This window comes from Vreelandella salicampi, from assembly GCF_013415105.1.
Classification (GTDB): domain Bacteria; phylum Pseudomonadota; class Gammaproteobacteria; order Pseudomonadales; family Halomonadaceae; genus Vreelandella; species Vreelandella salicampi.
Genome location: NZ_JACCDF010000023.1, coordinates 1 through 20,573, shown reverse-complemented (window position 1 = coordinate 20,573; position 20,573 = coordinate 1). Strand labels below are relative to the sequence as shown.

Here is a 20,573-nt window from a genome sequence, read left to right as displayed (position 1 = left end):
GGAAATACGACGACCAATAATCAAACATTAAGTGAGAACATTATGTCGACTGACCACACTGCTAAGGAAGACCAAGAAACTCCCCGCCCAAGTTTAAAAGCGACCATGATACCTATTGTGTTTATGGCGGCGTCATTGGGCGTCTTTATCGGCTATTTCGGAACTGACCCGCACTTGCCACTTTTTTTGAGTGCGATTGTAGCGACGATAGTGGCTATTGCGACGGGTAGTCACTGGAAGCATCTCGAAGCGGGAATCATGCGCTCTATTGGCCTGACCACTCAGGCGATTGTGATTCTCATCATTATCGGCACCATTATTGGCTACTGGATTGCCGGTGGGATCGTGCCCACCATGATCTATTACGGCCTGAGCATTTTGGCACCAGACTACTTTTTGGTTGCGGCGTGCCTGATCTGCTGTTTGGTATCGTTGGCTGGCGGTAACGCCTGGACGGCGGCAGGCACTATAGGCATCGCCTTGATGGGCGTCGGTGACGGGCTGGGCCTTAACCCTGCAATGGTAGCCGGCGCCGTGATCTCTGGGGTTTATTTTGGTGACAAGATTTCTCCGCTTTCCGAAACGACCAACATGGCGCCAGGTGTCGTCGGTGTCGATCTGTTTGAACACATTCGCTATATGCTCTACACCACGGTTCCTGCGCTCGCGGTGGCACTGGTGCTTTACACTATTATTGGCCTGAACATGACGCCTTCCGGCGATGGCGCGACACAAGTTGCGGAGTTGCAGCAGAGCTTAAATGAACTATTTATCATTAGCCCCTGGCTGCTGCTGGTGCCTGCGGCAGTGATCGTAATGATGATCAAGAAGGTGCCGGCCATTCCTGCGCTTGCTGTTGGCTCGCTGATGGGAATCGTCTGCGCGATTGTGATTCAGGGCGTACCTCTAGGTGATAGCTTCACTATTTTTGTGGAAGGCTATGCGGTAGATACGGGTAATGTCACGGTGGACGATTTACTCACCAATGGTGGCGTTAACGCCATGATGTGGACGGTGTCTCTGATCATTATCGCCATGAGCTTTGGCGGGATTCTGGAGTCGGCTGGCTTTTTCCGCACCATCGTGGAAAGCCTGCTCAAACTGGCCAAGACTACGGGTAGCCTGATTGCTACTACGGTTGCGACAGCGATGGCCGCTAATGTCGTGGGGTGCGATCAATATCTCAGCATTATTTTGCCAGCTCGCATGTATGCCAAAGAGTACCAGCGTCGCTCGCTTAAACTGAAAAACCTGTCTCGCACGGTAGAAGATGCTGGCACCATGACGTCGCCTTTAGTGCCTTGGAATACCTGTGGTGCCTTTATGTTTGCCACGCTAGGCGTCAGTGCTTTCAGTTACGCGCCCTATGCCTTTTTAGCGCTGCTGAGTCCGCTATTTGCCCTTCTTTACGGCTTTACCGGTTTCCGGATTGCTTACGAAGACGAGCCTGCGCGTGATGAGTCGGCTGCCACGCTGGCCGCTACCAATGCTTGATTAACGCTATCTGACGCTAATTGATAAGAGGTTACCCCGCCACGGCGGGGTTTTTTTTGCGCTATGATATGCGCCGTTTTATCGTTAAATTGCAGTGTCATCAATGACATTTTTGGCAAACCAATAGGGAGCTAATCAGGCATGACAGATGACGTAGGTGCGCGGCTGCGCTCCTTGCGCAAGCTGCGTGGGATTTCGCAGCGTGAGCTGGCAAAGCAGTGTGGGGTGACCCACTCCAGTTTGTCGCTGATTGAACAGGGTAAAGTGAGCCCGTCTGTCAGCTCTCTAAAAAAAATCCTTAACGCCTTTGCGATCAGCGTTGGGGATTTTTTCACCATGGATCTCGATAATCAGGAGCAGATTTTCTATTTGCCCGAGGAGCTGGTGGACATCGGCTCGGGTGATATTACCTTGAAACTGGTCGGCGCCAATCGGCCTAATCGGGGGCTGGCGTTCCTGATTGAGCACTATCCACCAGGAACCGATACCGGTAATGAAATGATTTCTCATTACGGTGAAGAAGCAGGAGTTGTGCTGGAAGGTGAGATCGAGCTGACGGTCGGCTCCTCTGTCCGTCGATTGGGGCCGGGAGAGTCGTATTACTTCAAAACCAACGTGCCGCACCGCTTTCGTAATGTGAGTAGCGTAGATTGCAGGATTGTCAGCTGCGCAACGCCTGGCAAGGCTTTCTGATCACAAAATAATGATGGCTAACCACTGAATGCCCGTCTTAGCTTTAGTTTTGCCAGTATCGGCCGATAATCATCACGCCGACGGTAGCGCCACTATTTAGCGCTTTACTACGATGTAATGCGCGCGTTGTGGCTATCTGACATCTTCTTGACGTGATAACGATACGAGATTGTTTTTTTAGTGCTCCTTTTTATCGCGTTTTGGCATAGATAGCCGTCACTGACCCACGGTATGCCCTCCGCCATTGCCGATTGTTGCTTACGCCGCTGAAGCCACCCATGTCATGTCAGCCGGGAAGTGGCTGTAGTCGTCGAGTAAGCGAGGCCACCACTTATTGGCTGCCACACCAAGACGCACTCGGATTTGACGGGCTTTTACCGTGAAGGTTGCCGCGACTTTCAACACCTGTTCACGCAGTTTCATCAGGCTCCACCCATGCCCGGTATGTCGCTCCATCAAGCAACGGACACTGTTAAGCGTAGAGGCTCAGCAGCAGGTTAAGCTGATTCCGGGCCATGACGTCCTGCACCGTTAAGTGCCCCCGATCTGCCGAGGATAAATGGAGATCAAGGGCCGACTTGAGTTCGCCCATATGGGCTTCACCCACTACTGGGGGAAGTCACGCCGTGGGCTCTTGGTTATCAAGCGTAAGACGGCAAAGGATAGGTTTCGGCGTGGGCTCAAGCGCATCGCGCAGTGGTCCGATGGAACCGTCATTTACCGGTTCGGGAACAGCACAGGAAGTTGAGTCGTAAGGTCCAAGGTCAACATTGCTTACTATGGTATTCGCGGCAACATGCGATCCATACAGACGTTTCGTCATCGGGTGAAGTGGTGTTGGATTAAATGGCTGAGCCGACGATCCCAAAAGGCAAATATTGGGTGGCAGAAAGCGCTTCAACTCTTCCAGGTGCTGCCGTTCCCCAAGGCGAGGACTTTGTACTAATGTTGATCCTTCAGCGAAGCTGATGGTTGAGGAGCCGAGTGCGTCAATTGCGCATGCTCGGATCTGTGGGGGGCCGGGTCGAGCAATCGCCCGGTCTACCCGACCATCTTCGTTTTCAGGCCTGCGTCGTGAATAACCAGGGTTCAATGACGTTAACGGGCGAGGCTGTGTGAAAACGTAGCGCTGCTTAGGTGGTCGGCCGTATCGGCATCCGGTGCCGTTTCGACGGCCGCAAGCGCCTGGCGAATCTGTGCCAGGCGTTGTGTCGCCAGCAGCGTTTAACCCCTATACATGCACCCGCTGGAGATAATGCAACAACAGCGGCAATACCAGAATCAACACCGTGATGCGCAGCAGGTGGTGCGAGGTGACGAAGGCGGGGTCTATGCCCAGCGAAAGGGCCACGAGGCTTAGTTCGGGGGCGCCGCCGGGCATATAGGCGAGCAGCGCCGCCGCTAGCGACACACCGGTCAAGGCGTGTATGCCCCACGCGGCCACAATGGCGATAAGTAACAGGATGACGGCTTGCAGGATGCCCATGACCAGGGTGTTTCGCACCTCGGCAAGGGAAGTGCCGGCGAAGCGCACACCCACCGAGACGCCTATCACCACCTGGGCCAGGGCGATAAGGCTGGGCGGAAGCGAAGCGTGGGTCAGGCCTGTGAGGTGAAGGCCCGTTGAGATCAGCGCGGGCCCGAACAGCAGCGCGTTGGGCAGGTGCAACCGCTGCCCGAGCCAAGCGCCAAGCACGCCGGCACCCGCAAGCCATGCTGCATCCATGGGACTGGGTAGCCATAGCCATTGCGCCAGACTTGTGCCAGTGGGTTGCAGGCTGACATGCCCGACTCCGCTCAGCAGGGGCGGAATGGCCGCCAACAGGATCAAAATGCGCACCGCATGGGTCATGCCCACCACGCGCAGGTCGGCGTTAGAGTCCAAGGCCATGCCGGTAACCGCCGAAACGCCACCGGGTACGCCCGCATAGAGGGCAGTATCCATGGAATGGTGCGCGACCCGTCGGGAAAACCATACCGAAAACAGCATCATCACCGCCGTGGCCAGCAGCATGATGGCGAGACTGGTCAGCCATGCCAGCAAGTCGCCGGACATATCCGCGGTAAATGCCGAGCCCAGCATCACCCCAATCACTACCAACACCCCTTTGCGGCCCCGCCCCGGCGAACGCAACCGCACGCCCATCAGGCTCGCGGCGGTGGTGGTTATCATGGCGCCGAGCAGCCAGGGCAGCGGCATTCTCAGCCAGTAGGCAATGCCACCACCGATAAGGCCCAACGCTAGTGTGGGTAGAAACCGCCACAGTGCGATTAGCGGTTGCGCAATTGTTGTGTTCAATATTCGATGACTCCTTATCAAACATCTGGGCCCGCCGTTACAATTTAAAGGCGGGCCCAGAGCAGACGCTGATACGTAGTGATGCCTCAGGCGCCTTGCTTATTCTTCTCTGTACTGTTGCTGGGCAGCAGCTTTGGCACAAGCCAAGGAAGAATCAGTAGCGCTGCCGCCGCAATCCATAGGCCCAGTGAAATGCCGGACTGCCACAAGATACCGGTATCGCCCCCGCTGATGGATAGGGCGCGGCGCAGGTTATCCTCCATCAGTCCGCCCAATACATAGCCAAGAATCACCGGGGCCAGGGAAAAGCCCAGCTTGCGCAGCAGGTAGCCAAACACGCCGATGATCAGCATCAGGTAGATGGCCATAAGATCGGAGTGCAGCTGATAAACGCCGATGAAGGCGAGAATAGCAATGGCGGGCACCAGCACCCAACGCGGAATCGTCAAAACGCGGGCAAACACACCAGCAAGCGGCAGGTTGAGCGCTAGCAGCATGATGTTGCCGACATACAGCGAAGCAATCAGCCCGCCGGCCACCTCCGGGCGTTCGGTGAACAGCAGCGGCCCCGGGGTGATGTTGTAGAGCATCAGCGCGCCGAGCAGCACAGCCGTGGTGCCAGAGCCGGGAATCCCCAGCGTCAGCATGGGCACGAAGGAGCCCGCCGCCGCCGCGTTATTGGCGGATTCCGGGGCTGCTAGGCCACGCATATTGCCGGTGCCGAAGGTGCCGTCCTTGTCGGAGATGCGTTTCTCGGTGGTGTAGGCTACCGCCCCGGCCACGGAGGCGCCAGTACCCGGCAGTACACCGACGATGAAGCCGATCAACCCGCAGCGCAGCATGGTCCACTTGCAATGCAACACTTCCTTGAGGCTGACCATCACCCGGCCCAACGGTGGCATCTCGTCGCTTTCATTACTCGGACGATTGGCGTGTTCGAGCATCAACAGGATCTCGCTGATGGCGAATAGGCCGATGATCATCACCACGAAATCGATGCCATCGTAAAGCTCGGCCATACCAAAGGTGTAGCGCAACACGCCGGTGCCGGAATCCACTCCCACCATAGCGATCATCACGCCGAGCACTGCGCCGATGCCGGTCTTGATCGGATCCTTGCCCATCATCACCGCCATGGATGCGAAGGCGAATACCATGAGCGCGAAAAACTCGGCGGGGCCGAACATCACCGCCACCCGGGCGAGCAAGGGAGCGAACAGTGTCAGGCCGATGATGGCAATGGTCGCACCCACAAACGAACTCACCGCCGACAGCCCCAAAGCCGGCCCAGCGAGGCCTTTCTTAGCCATGGGGTAGCCATCAAGGGTAGTCATGACTGCGCCTGCGTCGCCAGGTACGTTGAGCAGAATGCTCGACATGCGCCCGCCATACTCTGAACCGGTGTAGATTCCCGCCAGTAAGATCAGCGCGGATTCGGCCGGCAGACCGAGTGTATAGGCGAGTGGCATTAGAATGGCGATGCCGTTGATTGGCCCAATACCCGGCAGTGCGCCGAAAAGCGTGCCGAGCATTGCACCCAGAAAAGCGAGCCCCAGGTTGAGGGGGGTAAGCGCGACACCAAAACCGTCTATCAGAAAATCAAACATGCCGGGCTCCTCAAATGAAATCGGCCAGCCAGTAGCCGCTTGGCAAGGAAATCCCCAGCCCTTGAGTGAATAGGTAGTAACTACCTACCGCCATCACAACGCTGGCGATCAGCGCCTTGCGCCAGGTTGCTTCGAACAGCTTGGTCAGTGCCAGAACCGCAAAAAATGTGGTGATGATGAAGCCGAGCTGTGTGAACAGCAGTGCATAGATCACTAATACACCCAGCACCGCCAACAGCTTCACGATCAGGGCCTTGTCCGGAAAATGACCGTTCTCACCCGGACGGAATACCAATACCAGTGACAACAGTGCCAATACGATCGACAGAACGATGGGAAAGGCCTTGGGCCCTACGGGCTCGTAACTGATAGGGATATGCAGATTGGCGGCCTGGACGGCGAAAAACGCCGCCAGACCGATCAGGGCAAATCCCAGGACACGGTCGGCGGCTATCTTCATTGCGTCAGACCTACTTCTTCGGCGAGTTGCTTGAACTGGGTGACCTGGTCTTTAACGTAGCCGTCAAAGTCGTCCCCAAAACGCGACATCGGGAACAGCCCACGCGCATCGCGCAGCTCGGCGAACGCCTCTTCCTCGGAGAGTGTTTCGAGCTTGTCTACCCACGCCTGATAGGCCTCGTCGCTGACATCCGGGCCCATATAGTAGCCGCGCCAGATCGGCCACTGAACATCATAGCCTTGCTCGGCGGCAGTGGGGATGTCGGCGTAGGGCCCGCCCAAGCGCTCTTCGGACAACGAAGCGAGGACGCGTACTGTGCCGCTTTCCAGATGCGGACGCAGCTCGGACATATCGCCGGTGAAGACCTGGATGTGGTCTCCCAGCAGTGCCGCCAGTGACTCGCCACCGCCCTCAAACGCTACATAGCGAAGATCGCGTGGCGAAATATCTACTGCTTTGGCTGTTAGCGCTGCTTTCATCCAGTCCTGGCTGCCCACGGTGCCACCAGCGCCGAAGACGATCTCACCAGGCTGCGTTTGAAGATCTTCCATGAGCTGGTCGAGGTTCTGCCAAGGTGCGTCGTCGTTGACCACAATAGCGCCATAGTCAGCACCCAGCGCGCCTAACCAGCGCACTTCGTCGGCGTCGTATTGGCCAAACTTGCCGAGCGCCAGATTGACGGCGGCGCCAGTGCTGGCGGCAACAATCAGGTTGGGGTCGTCGTTACGCACGCCGATGACGTGGTTGTAGGCCACGGCACCAATGCCGCCCGGCATATAGCTCACCATCATCGGCTTGTCGATCAGGCCCGTTTCCAGCAGGGCATTGGCCGCCAGCCGGCAGGTCAGGTCGTAGCCGCCGCCCGGCTTGGCGGGGGCGATACATTCGGTGTCCTCATTAGCCTGTACCTGTCCCATGAGTAAAGCGCTGCCCAACACGGTGATGCCGGACACGTAGCGGATGGCTGTATTGATCCTCATGACGTACTCCTGTGCTCTTGTTGTAAGGTGTGTTGCGAGATGCGAGAAATCACTTCGTATGCCATCTTGGCGATAGCCAGGACGATGCTAGGCTTGCTACCTTTCATCAACCTGTCATCTTGCACCTCATTGAGTGAGACATTAGTCGAATGCGCCTACTGGTTATCGAAGATGACAGCCTCATCGCGAGCGCCCTGGAACGAGCGCTCTCGCCGTTGGGCAATACGGTTGAGGTGTTCGCTACCTACGCCGAGGCGCAGGCGGCGCTTAGTCATGACCGCTTCGATCTCGTGCTGCTGGATCTTGGCCTGCCCGATGGCGATGGCCTCAATTTATTGGCGGCGCTTCGGAAGCGCGGTGATATCACCCCGGTGCTGATAATAACGGCCCGTGATGGTGTCGATGACCGCATCAGCGGTCTCGACCTGGGCGCCGATGACTATCTCGCCAAACCTTTCTCTTTGGCGGAGCTAGAGGCACGGGTACGAGCACTATTAAGGCGAAGTCAGTACCGCAGCGATAACCGACTACGCTTTGCAAGCCTTTCTTTGGACCCGGCTACCGGCACCGCTGCATTAAACGACAAGCCTATAGAGCTGCCCCGCCGTGAGCTTTTACTGGTCGAGGGGCTGTTGTTGCATGCTGGTAGCATCGCCCCCCGGGAGTCTCTCGAACGCCGCCTGTTCGGATTTGACGAAGTCGGCCCCAATGCCTTGGAGGTGTATGTCAGCCGACTGCGCAAGCGTCTGCAGGGCACCGGGCTAAAGATTCGCACCTTCCGCGGGCTTGGCTACCGGCTAGAGGAAGTCAGCGAGTGATCGAGACGACCGGCTCACTCAAGCGACGATTGGCGGTCTGGTTGCTGGTGACGGTGACCGGTTTGGGCGTGTTATTGATGGTCGAAGCTTGGCGCAGCGCACATCGTGCGTCACAGCAGGCCTTTGATAGCCAGCTTGAGTCAGCGGCGTTAACCATCGCCGAAGCTGTGCAATGGGAAGAGAGTGAGCCAGTGATGGAAGTGCCCGCTGCGGCGCTGCAGATACTGGCCACGCAGCAACAGGAGCGGGTTTTTTACGCCATGCTCACTACCGACGGCGAGCCGGTGTCTGCCAACATGCCTTTTACCATCATGCCGGCGTGGCGCGCGCAGGTCGCAAACGAGCCTTTGGCGGTGACGACGACGTTCGATGATACGTCCTGGCGTCTCTACGGTCGTGAGTACGATTCGGCAGGCTGGATCACCCATGAGCCGGTTCAGATATGGGTAGGGCACACTCGAAAAGGCCGCAAGGCGCTTGCCGGAGAGCTGTTCGAGCGTAGCGTTGGCCACTTCGTGGCAATGGTACTGCTGGCGGGTGTCTTGATGATATTGACGATGCGGGTGGCCTTGGCGCCGATGCGTCGCTTACGGCATTTATTGCGCCGTCGCGAGGCCGACGACATGCGTCCGCTTGACACTCGAGTCCCCGAGGAAATGCGCGAACTAGCCGACACCCTGGACCATCTCTTCGCCCGCCAACGGCAAAGCCGGGAATCGCTATTGCGCTTCACCGCCGATGCCAGCCATCAACTCAAAACGCCGCTAGCGGGGCTGCAAAGCACAAGCGAGTTGGCCCTGCAGAGCGCTGACCCCGCTCAATGGCACACTGCGCTGGTCACCATGCATGATAGCGCCGAGCGCACCAGTCGACTCGCCAGCCAGTTACTTAGCCTCGCGCGACTTCGCCACACGGGTGAGAGCGAAGCGGTCGAGCTGGTCGATCTAAATAGCGTGTTGCGCGAGACCCTGCTCGACTGGGCGGGGAGGCAGGTTGCAAGCCAGCACGATCTCGGCCTGGCCGAGCTACCCCCAGAGCCGCTTTGGGTGCGCGCCGACGCATGGGCGATTCGTGAAGTGCTAGGCAACCTCATCGACAACGCCTTGCGCTATACGCCACCTGGCAGTCAGATTACCGTGGGGGTGAAACGACAGGGCGATGAAGCGTTAATGTTTGTTGAAGACAACGGGCCAGGAGTGACCTATGAAGCCTGCCATCAATTGTTGCGCCCCTTCGAACGCGGCGGCCGACAGGGCACCGACGGCTCTGGGCTAGGGCTGGCCATTGTCGACTCCATCGCTCAGCACTTCGGCGCTCGGTTGCTGCTGGAGACTCTCGAGCCCCATGGATTAATGGTAAAGCTGTACCTGCCGCTCTATCCGCCACCCTATCAACCACGCCACGAAAATGAGCAAGCGCCATGAAAATGCTGTCTCCATTACTTGCATGCCGCTTGGTCAGGCAAACCTGTGTGCTGGTGTGGCTGTTGATCCTCGGAAGTCCACTGTCGGCGTTTGCCAGCCCGCTGGTGGTTGAGGCAGCGTTGGATCGCGAGGTGGTGGCCCCCTTACTTGAGGCTTTTCAAGTGAATCATCCGGACATTGAGCTGGACTTTCGCGACCGCTCCACGCTGGAGGTTAATGACCTTGTCGCCGCTGGCAGGCCAGCCCTGGATGTGGTGATAAGCTCGGCCATGCCTTGGCAGATGGCTCGCGTTAACGAGGGCTATGCGCGGCCTGTGGACTCGCCGCAGACCCGGAACTGGCCAACTTGGGCCAAATGGCGCGACGAAGTCTTTGGCTTTACCTTCGAGCCCATCGTCATGGCCTACCGACTCGATCTATCGAAACACATGCTGCCGCCTCGCACCCATGCCGACCTGAACACCTTGCTCAGCACCCAGCACGATCTGTTGCGGGGAAAAGTGACCACCTATTCACCGTTGACCAGCGGGATTGGTTATACCCTGTTTCAGCAGGATGCTCGCTATTCAGCACGCTTCTGGGATCTGGTGGTGGGTATGGGGCGGGTCGATGCGCAACTGGAGAGCAACACGCGTGACATGCTGGAAGGCATCAGTGAGGGCCGCTATTGGCTCGGTTACAACTTGCTGGGCTCTTATGCGATGGTCTGGGCCCAAGAGCATCCTGAGGTAATCGTGCAACTGCCCCAGGATTATTCGCTGGTGATCATGCGCATGGCGTTTGTTCATCGAGACGCGCCGAATCCGCAAGCCGCCGAAGCCTTCGTCAACTTCCTGCTCAGCCGAGAAGGGCAACGGGTGTTGGCGGGCAAAACCCCTTTATTCAGTGTGCTACCCGGTATTATCGGTCCCTACACCGCCCAGCGCTTGCGCGACCAGGCGGGTGAGCGACTCTATCCGATTCCTCTCAATGCCTCCCTGCTAGCGTTTGTCGATCCACAGCGCCGCAACGCCTTCCTGGACCGCTGGCGGCGGGAGTTTAGACGTGATGATGGAAAGTGAAAGGCCGCTCGTGAGTAGGCGCGACTTAGATGTCTTGCTTATGCTTCTTTACCCTTGAGACAAGAAAGCGCTCATGATTTTTGCCTAAGAGCCGATAATAGCGTTACAGCCGCAGGATTTTGAGTGGGCTAACTTCCTCCGGAGGTGTGCGTTGTTTAGCCTAAATACCAATGTGATGTCGCTTATCGTGCAGAATAATCTGCGCGGCAGTCAGCAAGCCATGCAGACCGCAATGCAGCGCCTCTCTTCCGGGTTGCGCATTAATAGTGCCAAGGATGACCCCGCCGGTCAGGCAATTGCTAACCGTATGACGGCCCAAATCAGCGGTATGAACCAGGCGATCCGCAACACCAATGATGGCATCTCCATGGTGCAAACGGCGGAAGGCTCGCTCGACCAAATTAACGACAACCTGCAGCGCATCCGTGAGCTGAGTGTCCAAGCGGCTAACGGCACAAATTCTTCTGATGACCTTGTCTCTATTCAGGACGAAATTGACCAACGCTTAGAAGAGATCGACCGCATCGCTGGCGGGAGTAGCTTCAACGGCATTGAGCTGATTAACGAGTCAAAATCGTTAAATATCCAGGTCGGCGCTAACGATGGCGATAGCATCGTGGTTCGTTTCGAAGGTATGAGTTTGCAGGCGCTAGGCCTGGAGGATTTTAGTGTACTCGATGATGGCAGCGCGACAGAAAACCCGCTAACCGCCATGGATGACGCTATTAAGCGCGTAGATCGCCAGCGCAGCTATATGGGCGCCGTGCAAAATCGCTTTGAAAGCGTGATCGATGGGCTCAACACCAACATCATTAACACCTCTGCCGCTCGGTCGCGCATTCAGGATGCCGATTACGCCCAGGAAGTTTCCAACCTTATTCGTGCCCAAATTCTGCATCAGGTAGGCATCGCTATTTTGGCCCAGGCCAATCAGCAGCCGCAGATGATTCTGCGCCTGCTGGAAGGGTTGTAGATATCCTGACGTCGCTTGCTTGCTTAAGCAGCTTGATGGTTATGAGCCTGCTCCCGGATGAATGGCTGAAGAAACTCCCTGGCTACTAGCAACGGATAACTTCTATAGTTCATTGGATCATCAAGAACTCTACCGCTAGAGAGAGCGCAAAATGACCCAAACAATACTGCTTCCCACCGATGAGGTGCGCGACCGTTTCTCTAAGGCCATGTCGGCCATGTATCAAGCCGAAGTGCCGCAGTACGGCACGCTGCTTGAACTTGTCGAGCGCGTTAACCAAGAAACGCTTAGCCAACAGCCCGAACTGCATCGCCGCCTGGAAGCACAGGGTGAATTGGCGCGTTTGAGTGTAGAGCGCCACGGGGCGATCCGCGTGGGAACCGCCGCAGAACTTTCCATGTTGCGTCGCCTGTTTGCCGTGATGGGCATGTATCCGGTCGGCTATTACGATCTGTCTGAGGCGGGGGTGCCGGTTCACTCGACGGCTTTTCGTCCTATCGACGATGAAGCGCTGGCGCGTAATCCTTTTCGCGTTTTTACCTCACTACTGCGTTTAGAACTCATTGAAAGCGAGACACTACGCCAACGTTCAGAAGAGATTCTGGCGAAGCGCGATATCTTTACCCTGGGCGCACGGAAACTCATTGAGCGGCACGAAACCCAGGGTGGGCTGACCAGCGAAGAGGCCGACCAGTTCGTAAAAGAAGCCCTGGAAACCTTCCGTTGGCACCAGGATGCGACGGTCGATCTGGATACCTATCAAGCGCTACATGATGAGCACCGGTTGATTGCCGATGTGGTGTGCTTCCGTGGGCCGCATATTAATCACCTGACGCCACGCACCTTGGATATCGACGAAGTACAGCGCCGCATGCCTGAAATGGGCATGAACCCCAAAGCTGTGATTGAAGGGCCACCGCGTCGTGAATGCCCCATTTTGTTGCGCCAAACCAGCTTTAAGGCGTTAGAAGAATCAATCCGCTTTGCCGGGGATGCCCAAGGTACTCACACGGCGCGCTTTGGTGAAATTGAGCAGCGTGGAGTGGCGCTAACGCCGAAAGGCCGTGCGCTTTACGACCAGTTGCTTACTAAAGGTCGCAAGCAAACCGCAGGGCTGGATAACGACGCGCACCAAACGGTTATGAAAAACGTATTCGCCAAGTTCCCTGATAACGACGAGGCAATGCGCCGTGAGGCGTTAGCATATTTTCACTATCATCTGACCGAGAAAGGGCAGGCCGCTAAAGACGCTGGTAGTGCCGATATTGATGCGTTAATCGCGCAGGGCCTAGTGGAAGCCCAGCCGATTACCTATGAAGATTTTCTACCGGTCAGCGCGGCGGGTATCTTCCAATCTAACCTAGGGGGAGGGCAGAACGAGGCCTATGCGGGTAACGCTAATCGTGATGCCTTTGAAGACGCGCTGGGTGCTCCGGTAACCGACGAGCTATCGCTCTATGCTGAGCGCGAGCGGGCCTCGAAAGCGAGTGTATTGGCGGGTTTGAAAGTTAGTGGATCTAATAGCACGGCATAAAAAAGGTCGAGTGACTAAACCAGCGTCTCCATATCAGAGGCCACAATCTGGCGCTGAACGCTTGAAAACTCCACGCCAATTAAATGGATGGGTTTGCCAGAGGCGTGGTGATAGCCACAAATCGCCGCGAAAGGCGCATCCAGCGTCATGTCATTCAGGTTATAAGGAAGACTTGTTGGATGGCATCGTACCGGCTTCGATATAACAGCGTAGTCAAGCTACCCAAAAGCGCTATACCGGGCGCCAGACCAACGTCACCACCATGATCAAGACTACCGAGGTGATCATCTACGCCTGATCCGGAGCCTCGTCAACCCAGGACAGGAGCGCAGTCATGTCACTGCCCGCCCCACAACCAAATGCCTGGATCCGCTTTCTCGCCCACCTGCTGTTTATCCTCGCCGCGTGGACGCTGTTCATCAAATACCTGTTTCCCATGGGTTACGCGCTGGCATACGTCGAGCCCTGGGGGCGGTATATCTATTGGGATCTATGGCCACTGGCGCACGTCTGGCTCGGCTGGGCGCTGCTCGAACGGCCTCGCTATACGCGTGCCTTGGCGGTGGGCATGTCGGTCATTGAAATCCTCATCATCTGTACCCTGTTCGCCCGTTTTCTCGCCGACCCGGAGTGGTCGATCTGGCGCACCAACTGGTTTGTGAATAAGGTATTTGTGCTGACATGTTTTGTGCTGGTGTTGGCTGCCACGGTGCCGATTCAAAAAAACCTGAAGGAGCGACCGCTATGAACCCTCTCATCAAACATCGTATCAAGCATCGCATCACGCGCAGACAAAGCCTTACGCTCATCGGCGCTACGCTCGCCGCCATGACGCTCCCAATCGCGCCACTTCTTGCCAACACGGTCGGGATGCAACAGAAGACCTTTGCGGGCACGGACAAAACGCTGCCCGTTATCGGCATGGGCACCTGGCGCACGTTCAATGTCGGCAACGACCCAGAGTTGCTCGATGCGCGTACCGAGGTGGTCAAAGCATTCTTTGAACATGGCGGTGGCCTGATCGACTCTTCGCCCATGTATGGCTCGGCGCCGGACGTGATGGGCTATGCCTTGGAGCAGTTGGGCACGCCCGAGAGCCTGTTTGCCGCAGAGAAGGTCTGGAGCCCCGCCGGTGGTTCCGCCCGCGAGCAGGTAGCCGAGCTTGAAGACCGCTGGCAGGTGGAGCAGTTCGATCTGGTGCAGGTACACAACCTGACCGACTGGCGCGAGCACCTGGCAGCGCTGCAGGAGATGAAAGCCGAAGGCACCATCCGCCATATCGGCATCACCACCTCCCACGGACGCCGCCACAGCGAGATCGAGCAGATCATGACGTCAGAGGATATCGACTTCATTCAGCTCACCTACAACATCACCCACCGCGAGGCTGAAAACCGGTTACTGCCCCTGGCAGAAGAACGGGGCATCGGCGTGATCGCCAATCGGCCTTACGATGGCGGCAGCCTGATCAAGAACCTCAAGCGGCGTGACGATCCATTGCCCGAGTGGGCCAACGAGGAATGCGGCTGCAACACCTGGGCGGACTTCCTGCTGAAATTCATCGTCAGCCACCCGGCGTTAACCTGCGCAATACCCGCCACCACCCAGGTCGAGCACCTGCGCGAGAATATGCGCGCCGGCCACGCCCCCATGCCTTCGGCCGATGCCCGAAAGCGGATGGCCGCCTATATCGAGTCGCTATGAACGAGTGGACAAGCTACCGACTACAGGACTTTATTCCCTTCACCGCGGAGGTTTACTTTCGCCTACTGGAGCGCATGGGCGAAACCTTCTGGCCGCTGCATCTGCTGACCCTAGGGCTCGGCGCCGTCACCCTTGTGCTGGCACTGAAACACCGCACACGACTCGCCTGCCTGCTACCCGCCCCGCTCTGGGCCTTCGTCGCCATCGCGTTTTTCTTTCAGCGCTATGCAGAACTCAACTGGGCCGGGGGCTATGTTGGCAACGCCTTCATCGCCCAAGCCGTGTTGCTGACATTGATGGCACTAACGGGATGGGGAATGGATAACGCGCCACGCGCAACAAACCCACCTGTTGCGATAGGCATCGCCATCACCCTCTTCGGCCTGATCATCATGCCGCTGATGGCGCCACTGAGCGGCGGCTCCTGGTACCAGGCGGAAGTGTTCGGCATTCATGCCGACCCCACGGCGGTGACCACGCTGGGCCTGGTACTTATCATGCTCAGGGGGTTCGGCCTCTGGATCGCCGTCGTTATTCCAGCGCTCTGGCTGGTCGTTTCAGCCCTGACCCTGCAGGTGCTGGATTCGACGAACGCCGCCGTGCTGATCGCCGTGTTGTCGATCGCGCTGGTTGGGCTTGTTTGGAAAAGCATCAAATCCAAGCGATAGTGCATAGTAAAAATCCCACGCGTTGCGCGTTGGAACTTGGATCGCCCTGCTTTCGATCTAAAAAAAGTTATCTCAGAAGATCGACTCTCCACGTTTACTGTATCTGCCAACGGTAGCGCCGGGGCGAGCCCCGGCGCTGATATCGTACATGGCAATACAAATTGACGTTTAGAAGCGGAAACCGGCTGACGCGGTAAAGGTGTCGATCTGATAGTCGCTATCGAAGTCGTAGCGCTCGTATTCGGCACGGACCAGGAAGGGGTCGAAGTTAAACTGCGCGCCGACACCGTAGACCGGATCGGTGCCATCCTGATCTTCAAGATCAACGCTAGCACCGCCAAGATTACCGTCGACGTCGGTTTCCCACTTGGCCACACCGGCCTTGGCGAAGGCGGTAAACCAGGAGGTGATGGGCAATTGACCGACCAGACTCGCCCCGTAGGCGCTGGATTCCAAATCGGTATTGGCGCCACTGTTACCCTCTAGGCGCGTACGACCAAGATCGGCATAGAAGATTTCGGTAGCGAAATAAGGATTGAATTCGTAGCCCACGAAACCTTTAAAGACGTTGTCTTCGTCATCATCCAGATCAAAGTCTTCAGCGCCATCGGAGATAAAATCGTCGACATCGTCGTCGTCGTTCTCCAGCGAGCTGAAACCGGTACCGATGCCCAGATAGAGCCCATCAGCATTGGGTGCGGCGAATGCCGACGGTGCCGTGGCGAGCAGAGCGGTATAGGCAAACGAGGCGGTAAGTAGGGTTCTGAGTTTCACGTGTATTCTCCTTGTGACGACTTGCTATGAAAGATTCTATGAATCGTCATGGTATTGAAAGGCGATCCTGCCTTGATTCACATAATGTGACAGTCGTTTGATTCACACGTATCAAACATAGGCAGAACACTGTTCGAAAACAAGGAGGCGTCGGTTACGGGAGGTAAATTTTTTGTTGCAAAAAGCGTCTCTACCGGGAAGGTAGAGGCGTTTCGGTCATCGGCTCAGAGCCAAAAACGGTTCATCAATATGGCGAGCATTGCCGTGTTGCAGAGCTTGAGCAAGGTGATGGCCAGGAAAAGGAACTTCTTGAATGAAGCTCATCTTTTCCGAGAACGCCTGGGAAGATTATCTATACTGGCAGAAAACCGACAAGAAGATTCTTAACAGAATCAACAAGCTAATCAAAGAGACCAAGCGAGAGCCGTTTGAAGGTGTCGGCAAACCAGAGCCTCTTAAACACAGCCTCGCCGGTTATTGGTCTTGGCAAATCAACGAAGAACACGGGATGTGTGTATAAAGCCACGGGTGATAGTTTGCTCATCGCCTAGCTCCGATATTACTACTGATTTAACGCCTGAGTTAAGACGAGCCACTAAGCGGCGTAAAAATGGTGCGCCAACAGTGGGTTGTTAGGGGCATGTATGTGCTGCAAAATTAACAAAACACGGTCATCAATATTGACTCTTGGGACTTCCAGCGTTTCATATCCCCCTTGCAATACCACCTTTTCATACCTCCAAATACCTCGACGGACTCTTCAAACGTTTGATCACGCTCTGAATCAGTACCGTAAATGTCTTCCCATGGCGGCAGAAGAAAGACAACGGGGTTGTAGGGGAACGCTTCGACATAGTTGGCAATGTCAGCCCGTGTCAACGCACTCTCCTCATCGTGCATATACAACGCATCCAGCCACGCACGATCAAAGAAAGTAGCAAGCTCGTGGGCCGCGACATTTAGGTGCTTTTCTCAAGGTTTCCTAAGCGAAATCGACCGGGTCTGGCCGAGTGACAGCTCCACCGCCAACCGCCCTTTGATGATGCGGCGAGCAGACTCCGGTAACGCGCGTTAGCCCTGTTCTGCCAAAGCATCAAGGAGTGTGGATTTGCCACCACCAGGGCCACCGGTGAGTAAGAACTTCTGGCTCATAATGCTGTTATCACCGACAACAAAAAACGCAGCGCAGCGGAAAGTCAGCCCAACAAGACGCGCTTGTTATACGGTTTTACTCTGCAAGCGACTATTGTCTAATTTTTCTTTCATATCCATAGTAATGACAGACTGCGATACCATTGAGATCTTTGCCCCGTGAAAATGTAACGACTTTCTTTTCAAAATCACAGAGCTTCATCGCCCAGATATGCGAAGGGACGTACAACAAATCACCCTTTTCGCACCTACCTTCTTTAACTTCCGTCAATTTACAAAATCTTTCGTCATCCTTAGCAAATACATTGCTGGACAGAAAGACCAAAAAAGATAAAGTCAGAAAGATGATCAATTTCATACTTTATTACCTCTATTTATTAACGAGGCTGTAGAAAAACCCAGTCCCGAGCGATCTCTCTACCGCCTGCTGCCTTAATTAATTTGTTCGGCTAGCAAATTGGCCGATTTTCCTAACTCGCTTACTTCCACATTGATTCATCGTGCTGCCGCTAAGAACTAACCGTTGACCGGCTCATGAAGGCGCACTTTTCGGGCATTTGCCCCCGTTCACGCCTGCAATTGTCCATAATTCGCTAACTTCTCAATGTTATGCACCAGGCAGTATAACCGCCACTGACCCTGCACCTTTTTCTTACCCCGCAGACTGAACCGGTCCAGCCTTTTCGTCGTGCCAATATTGCCGAACACCGGCTCCACGACCGACATGCGATGGCTGTAGATTTCTTTGCCCCTGGGGCTATCGACTCGGTGCTTCATCCAGTCGGTGTAATTCGGTAAGCGCTTGTTCTCAACAATAAAAGACACTTGACGCCCAGCACCATTGCGATGGTCGGTAGAGCTCGGTTTCTGCATGCATCGGTATTTCTTTGGGCAATGCCGACATTGCAGCAAACGCCCTTCGAAGTGTACCCGGATCTTGCCATTGTCGGTTTCCCGTTGCCCGCGATAGGTCAGCTTTTCGCCGATTGGGCAGATACACGTTAGCTCTACTGGATCAAACTGGAACGCGCTGGCTGGCGTCGTCTCTCGCCAGCCTTTGTCCAGCAGGTTCTGATGGCGCTTGCCGTATTTGTCTTTCTGGTTAGCGAACTTCGGATCTCGGCTGCGGAACTGGTTATCGGGGATGTAGCCGTTGATCTGCTGTTCGTGCAGGTACTTCATGTTAGCTTCGTTGGCAAAGCCGGTATCCGCGGTCACGACGGTGCCTTTCTGGTAGATGTTTTCCGCAATGCCCAGTTTCTTAAAACGGGCTTCGACCGTTTCCAGTACGGGCTGCAAGGTGTGGTGTTCCTGGCCTTCACCAAAGGCTTGAGCGTCAATAATGATTTGGTGTTTTTTGTCCACCCTAGCGACACCGTTATAGCCCTGGATCGTGCCTTTACTGGTGGTCATCTTGGCACTTTCGTTATCGGTGAGGTTGCTCTTCACTTCCTTGATCCGCTTCCCCCGGCCCATCCTTGGACTGTGCGTCTTTAGGAAGTGGTCCACTTTGTTCATGGCGGTATCTAGCGAGAGGATCATCTTGGCTCGGCGAATGTGCCGATCCAGGTCGGCTTCCGTTTCGGCCTCGTCTCGTGCGTAGTGCTCTAGTAGGTGATGCCGGATCAGGCCTCTCAGTTTCTCCCGCTTCTCGCCCAACTCTTTGAACGTACCCGACCACTCCTTAGAGGCATTGGAGGACATCTTGCAGCCGTCAATCGCAAAGAGTTCATTGCCCAGCAAGCCTTGTTCATGGCACACCAGCAGCACTTGTTCGAACAGCGCCTCAATCTCATCGGCATGGCGACTGACGAAGCTCGCCAGCGTGGTGAAGTGGGGCACGGTATCGCAGGAAAGCGCTTTGAAAATGATGTTGGTCTCGCAACACCATTGCATCTCGCGGCTGGAGGTGATGCCTTTTGAGTAAGCAAACAGGATGATCTTGAGCAGGATGGCCGGATCATAGGCCAGTCGGCCGGTCGCATCATTGCGATACTTGGGATGGAAAACGGATAAGTCGAGCTTGTGCTCAATCAGGTAGTGTACGGCGTGTTCAAAGGTGCCTGGCTGGAGCTGATCTTGGTAGTTGATCACCACCATGGCGTTCTGATCGTAGTTATAAGCCTTGAAGCGCGGCATGCTGACCACTCCTCGTCTGTTTCCTCGATCCTACCAAAACTTAGCCGTCAGCGGAGTTTTTCTACAGGCTCAACGCCAACAACAGAGGCGCGAGTGTGCGAGCGCCCTTCTGCCTATTTTTGTTGTGTGTTTACTCAATTTTTGTAACCGACTTTCCATTAGGCAACCGCCTCATATGCTTGCTGCTAGGATAATTACCACCAATAGTACGGAATATCTCAACTATGTCAAAAAGGGTTATTAAGTATATACAAGAAGTTCTTTTGTGATCAGAACAAAAGAAGAATCCAATCAAATTTTTGCCATTAGGTAGGAACGGCAAAAAATGGTGGCTGTGTATGAACTGATTACATAGCTGCATAATTGTGATTGTAGATATTTTTGCCTTGCTTAGATCATAATCAGCCTCTCTAAAATGAGTCATAATCGATTCAGGGTGGCCCTTATATGAAAATTCTTTCACCTCATAGTTTTTTATTTTCAATGAATCGGATACTTTCTTAGACTCGATTAGCTTCCTTACGGAATAGAACCCTATGAATACTTCTTTTTCTACAGTATAGAAATTCTTTTCTCCCCAGCGGGTTTGAATAAGCCTACGCTCAAGCTTATTTGCTAGCTTGATAAGATCATCTTTCCAATAGCAAGATTCATGAATCATATCTTCAGTTCACCCCGGCTTATTCATGAGGCCGACTTAAAAACGAAGATGGCGAGCGGTTTTCTCTTGTAGAATCAATATGTTCCTGGCAGAACACGATTCAAGAGGACCACTCGCCATGGGTGAAACTGT

The 20,573-nt window shown here is 55.3% G+C and carries 20 protein-coding genes and 2 pseudogenes; 11 read left to right on the top strand and 11 right to left on the bottom strand.

What is annotated here, in order from left to right:
• The first annotated feature begins 42 nt into the window (after positions 1-42).
• Entirely contained in the window at positions 43-1,494 is a 1,452-nt protein-coding gene (gene nhaC, locus HZS81_RS17470; protein ID WP_179931798.1) for a Na+/H+ antiporter NhaC, read from the top strand.
• A 141-nt stretch (positions 1,495-1,635) separates the two neighbouring features.
• Entirely contained in the window at positions 1,636-2,187 is a 552-nt protein-coding gene (locus HZS81_RS17465) for a cupin domain-containing protein (RefSeq protein WP_179931797.1), read from the top strand.
• A gap of 258 nt (positions 2,188-2,445) precedes the next feature.
• Here the strand turns inward: HZS81_RS17465 and HZS81_RS18125 are convergent.
• The 5 genes and pseudogenes from HZS81_RS18125 to HZS81_RS17440 form a co-directional block, all read right to left on the bottom strand.
• Positions 2,446-2,788: pseudogene (locus HZS81_RS18125) on the bottom strand (hypothetical protein); the annotation flags it as partial.
• Between the two features lie 630 nt (positions 2,789-3,418).
• A complete protein-coding gene (locus HZS81_RS17455; protein ID WP_194249414.1) occupies positions 3,419-4,486 on the bottom strand; it encodes an AbrB family transcriptional regulator in 1,068 nt (355 codons plus the stop codon).
• An 86-nt stretch (positions 4,487-4,572) separates the two neighbouring features.
• Positions 4,573-6,093, bottom strand: a complete 1,521-nt coding sequence (locus HZS81_RS17450) for a tripartite tricarboxylate transporter permease (RefSeq protein ID WP_179931795.1) — start codon at positions 6,091-6,093, stop codon at positions 4,573-4,575.
• 10 nt (positions 6,094-6,103) lie between these two features.
• Positions 6,104-6,553, bottom strand: coding sequence for a tripartite tricarboxylate transporter TctB family protein (locus tag HZS81_RS17445; RefSeq protein ID WP_179931794.1), 450 nt, complete (start codon positions 6,551-6,553; stop codon positions 6,104-6,106).
• Positions 6,550-7,533 carry a Bug family tripartite tricarboxylate transporter substrate binding protein gene (locus HZS81_RS17440; RefSeq protein WP_179931793.1) on the bottom strand — a complete coding sequence of 328 codons (984 nt, stop codon included), beginning with the start codon at positions 7,531-7,533 and terminating at the stop codon, positions 6,550-6,552. The genes HZS81_RS17445 and HZS81_RS17440 overlap by 4 nt, the downstream gene beginning before the upstream one ends.
• A 149-nt stretch (positions 7,534-7,682) precedes the next feature.
• Between HZS81_RS17440 and HZS81_RS17435 the strand changes: the two genes are divergently transcribed.
• From HZS81_RS17435 to HZS81_RS17400, 8 genes are all read left to right on the top strand, one after another.
• On the top strand, positions 7,683-8,351 hold the full coding sequence (locus HZS81_RS17435; protein ID WP_179931792.1) for a response regulator: 669 nt from the start codon (positions 7,683-7,685) through the stop codon (positions 8,349-8,351).
• Entirely contained in the window at positions 8,348-9,775 is a 1,428-nt protein-coding gene (locus HZS81_RS17430; protein ID WP_179931791.1) for a sensor histidine kinase N-terminal domain-containing protein, read from the top strand. The genes HZS81_RS17435 and HZS81_RS17430 overlap by 4 nt, the downstream gene beginning before the upstream one ends.
• Positions 9,772-10,836: an ABC transporter substrate-binding protein gene (locus HZS81_RS17425; RefSeq protein ID WP_241697554.1), complete on the top strand. Its 1,065-nt coding sequence runs from the start codon at positions 9,772-9,774 to the stop codon at positions 10,834-10,836. Before HZS81_RS17430 ends, HZS81_RS17425 begins: the two co-directional genes overlap by 4 nt.
• 151 nt (positions 10,837-10,987) lie before the next feature.
• Positions 10,988-11,809 (top strand): flagellin N-terminal helical domain-containing protein, encoded by an 822-nt coding sequence (locus HZS81_RS17420; RefSeq protein ID WP_277815015.1) that lies wholly within the window; start codon positions 10,988-10,990, stop codon positions 11,807-11,809.
• 151 nt (positions 11,810-11,960) lie between these two features.
• Positions 11,961-13,343 (top strand): 2-oxoadipate dioxygenase/decarboxylase HglS, encoded by a 1,383-nt coding sequence (gene hglS, locus HZS81_RS17415; protein WP_179931790.1) that lies wholly within the window; start codon positions 11,961-11,963, stop codon positions 13,341-13,343.
• A gap of 334 nt (positions 13,344-13,677) precedes the next feature.
• Positions 13,678-14,091, top strand: coding sequence for a hypothetical protein (locus HZS81_RS17410; protein WP_179931789.1), 414 nt, complete (start codon positions 13,678-13,680; stop codon positions 14,089-14,091).
• Positions 14,088-15,047 (top strand): aldo/keto reductase, encoded by a 960-nt coding sequence (locus tag HZS81_RS17405; RefSeq protein WP_179931788.1) that lies wholly within the window; start codon positions 14,088-14,090, stop codon positions 15,045-15,047. Before HZS81_RS17410 ends, HZS81_RS17405 begins: the two co-directional genes overlap by 4 nt.
• A complete protein-coding gene (locus HZS81_RS17400) occupies positions 15,044-15,715 on the top strand; it encodes an MFS transporter permease (protein WP_179931787.1) in 672 nt (223 codons plus the stop codon). The genes HZS81_RS17405 and HZS81_RS17400 overlap by 4 nt, the downstream gene beginning before the upstream one ends.
• Positions 15,716-15,883: 168 nt before the next feature.
• Here the strand turns inward: HZS81_RS17400 and HZS81_RS17395 are convergent, their stop codons facing one another.
• The gene (locus tag HZS81_RS17395; RefSeq protein WP_179931786.1) at positions 15,884-16,489 is read right to left on the bottom strand and encodes an outer membrane beta-barrel protein; all 606 of its coding nucleotides are present in this window, start codon (positions 16,487-16,489) and stop codon (positions 15,884-15,886) included.
• A 313-nt stretch (positions 16,490-16,802) separates the two neighbouring features.
• Here HZS81_RS17395 and HZS81_RS17390 point away from each other — a divergent pair.
• Positions 16,803-17,040, top strand: a pseudogene (locus tag HZS81_RS17390) (Txe/YoeB family addiction module toxin).
• Positions 17,041-17,146: 106 nt separating this feature from the next.
• Here the strand turns inward: HZS81_RS17390 and HZS81_RS18320 are convergent.
• The 5 genes from HZS81_RS18320 to HZS81_RS17375 form a co-directional block, all read right to left on the bottom strand.
• On the bottom strand, positions 17,147-17,389 hold the full coding sequence (locus HZS81_RS18320) for a hypothetical protein (RefSeq protein WP_422141841.1): 243 nt from the start codon (positions 17,387-17,389) through the stop codon (positions 17,147-17,149).
• Positions 17,390-17,560: 171 nt separating this feature from the next.
• Entirely contained in the window at positions 17,561-17,641 is an 81-nt protein-coding gene (locus HZS81_RS18315; RefSeq protein ID WP_422141845.1) for an ATP-binding protein, read from the bottom strand.
• 91 nt (positions 17,642-17,732) lie between these two features.
• Positions 17,733-17,999, bottom strand: coding sequence for a hypothetical protein (locus HZS81_RS17385; RefSeq protein ID WP_179931785.1), 267 nt, complete (start codon positions 17,997-17,999; stop codon positions 17,733-17,735).
• A 209-nt stretch (positions 18,000-18,208) separates the two neighbouring features.
• On the bottom strand, positions 18,209-19,780 hold the full coding sequence (locus HZS81_RS17380; RefSeq protein WP_179931784.1) for a transposase: 1,572 nt from the start codon (positions 19,778-19,780) through the stop codon (positions 18,209-18,211).
• A gap of 130 nt (positions 19,781-19,910) precedes the next feature.
• A complete protein-coding gene (locus tag HZS81_RS17375; protein WP_179931783.1) occupies positions 19,911-20,441 on the bottom strand; it encodes a hypothetical protein in 531 nt (176 codons plus the stop codon).
• Positions 20,442-20,573: the final 132 nt, after the last annotated feature.

Coding starts and splice junctions, on each gene's coding strand:
- nhaC (WP_179931798.1), top strand. CDS start 43: ATGTCGACTGACCACACTGCTAAGGAAGACCAAGAAACTCCCCGCCCA.
- HZS81_RS17465 (WP_179931797.1), top strand. CDS start 1,636: ATGACAGATGACGTAGGTGCGCGGCTGCGCTCCTTGCGCAAGCTGCGT.
- HZS81_RS17450 (WP_179931795.1), bottom strand. CDS start 6,093: ATGTTTGATTTTCTGATAGACGGTTTTGGTGTCGCGCTTACCCCCCTC.
- HZS81_RS17445 (WP_179931794.1), bottom strand. CDS start 6,553: ATGAAGATAGCCGCCGACCGTGTCCTGGGATTTGCCCTGATCGGTCTG.
- HZS81_RS17440 (WP_179931793.1), bottom strand. CDS start 7,533: ATGAGGATCAATACAGCCATCCGCTACGTGTCCGGCATCACCGTGTTG.
- HZS81_RS17435 (WP_179931792.1), top strand. CDS start 7,683: ATGCGCCTACTGGTTATCGAAGATGACAGCCTCATCGCGAGCGCCCTG.
- HZS81_RS17425 (WP_241697554.1), top strand. CDS start 9,772: ATGAAAATGCTGTCTCCATTACTTGCATGCCGCTTGGTCAGGCAAACC.
- hglS (WP_179931790.1), top strand. CDS start 11,961: ATGACCCAAACAATACTGCTTCCCACCGATGAGGTGCGCGACCGTTTC.
- HZS81_RS17410 (WP_179931789.1), top strand. CDS start 13,678: ATGTCACTGCCCGCCCCACAACCAAATGCCTGGATCCGCTTTCTCGCC.
- HZS81_RS17405 (WP_179931788.1), top strand. CDS start 14,088: ATGAACCCTCTCATCAAACATCGTATCAAGCATCGCATCACGCGCAGA.
- HZS81_RS17400 (WP_179931787.1), top strand. CDS start 15,044: ATGAACGAGTGGACAAGCTACCGACTACAGGACTTTATTCCCTTCACC.
- HZS81_RS18320 (WP_422141841.1), bottom strand. CDS start 17,389: ATGCACGATGAGGAGAGTGCGTTGACACGGGCTGACATTGCCAACTAT.
- HZS81_RS18315 (WP_422141845.1), bottom strand. CDS start 17,641: ATGAGCCAGAAGTTCTTACTCACCGGTGGCCCTGGTGGTGGCAAATCC.
- HZS81_RS17385 (WP_179931785.1), bottom strand. CDS start 17,999: ATGAAATTGATCATCTTTCTGACTTTATCTTTTTTGGTCTTTCTGTCC.
- HZS81_RS17380 (WP_179931784.1), bottom strand. CDS start 19,780: ATGCCGCGCTTCAAGGCTTATAACTACGATCAGAACGCCATGGTGGTG.
- HZS81_RS17375 (WP_179931783.1), bottom strand. CDS start 20,441: ATGATTCATGAATCTTGCTATTGGAAAGATGATCTTATCAAGCTAGCA.